Source organism: Mycobacterium sp. TH-M106 (genome assembly GCF_057473765.1).
Window position 1 is genome coordinate 1 of the sequence record NZ_JBYCLE010000642.1, and the last position, 1069, is coordinate 1069.

2 protein-coding genes are annotated in these 1069 nt (G+C 71.0%); both read left to right on the forward strand.

Going from position 1 to position 1069, the window contains the following annotated elements; translation table 11 throughout:
- Positions 1-434 (forward strand): ATP-binding domain-containing protein (locus AC2VOP_RS21515; protein WP_486962850.1); only part of this gene is annotated, 434 nt, incomplete at its 5' end.
- A gap of 52 nt (positions 435-486) precedes the next feature.
- A partial coding sequence (locus tag AC2VOP_RS21520) for a TVP38/TMEM64 family protein (protein ID WP_486962851.1) occupies positions 487-1069 on the forward strand: 583 nt, incomplete at its 3' end.

The following is a 1069-nucleotide window of genomic DNA, read 5'->3' on the forward strand; positions in this document are numbered from 1 at the left end:
GCTGGATCTGCGAGGAGACGGGTCAGCCGCCCTGGTCGCAGTGGTATGCGGGACGGCCGCTGCTGGTGACGGCCAACGACTACGGCCTGCGCATCTACAACGGCGACACCGGTGTCACCGTGGCCGGCCCGGACGGCCTGCGTGCCGTGATCGCCGGCGCGACCGGTTCCCTGAGCTTGGCCACCGGCCGCCTCGGTGACGTCGAGACCATGCACGCCATGACCATCCACAAAAGCCAGGGCAGCCAGGCCGACGAGGTGACGGTGCTGCTGCCCCCGCAGGATTCGCGGCTGCTGACCCGGGAGTTGTTCTACACGGCGGTGACACGCGCCAAGACCAAGGTCCGGGTGGTGGGCTCGCAGGCGTCGGTGCGTGCCGCGATCGGTCGCCGGGCGGTGCGGGCGACCGGACTGCGGCAACGACTGCGGGCCTGAACCTTCGGCATCGCGGCCCCGACGTGTGAGAATCGCGGACAGCATGGGCGACATGGTTGATGCGGGCGGCGCCGCGGGGCCGTCCCGGCGGCGACACATCGCGCGGCTCGTCGCGTTCGCGGGCTTTGTGCTGGCATTGTTCTTTCTGGTGAGCGTCGCGCGGGTCATCGACGTGGCGCAGGTGCGCCACGCGGTCGCCGCGACGGGGCCGGCCGCGCCGCTGGCCTACGTGGTCGTCTCGGCGGTGCTCGGCGCGGTGTTCGTGCCGGGACCGATGCTCGCCGCGGGCAGCGGCCTGGTGTTCGGGCCGGTTCTGGGTGTTTGCGTGACGCTGGGGGCCACGGTGGGCACCGCGATCGTCGCCGGCTTCGTCGGCCGCCGCGCCGGCCGGCTCGACGCACTGATCGAACACCGAGGGCTGTGGGCGGTCGTGGGACAGCGCTTCATCCCCGGGTTCTCCGACGCACTCGCCTCCTATGCGTTCGGTGCGTTCGGAGTTCCGTTGTGGCAGATGGGCATCGGCTCGCTCATCGGTTCGCTGCCCCGGGCATTCGTCTACACGGTGCTGGGGGCCTCGATCGGCAACCTGTCGTCGCCGTTGGCGTACTCGGCGATAGCGGTGTGGTGTGTCACCG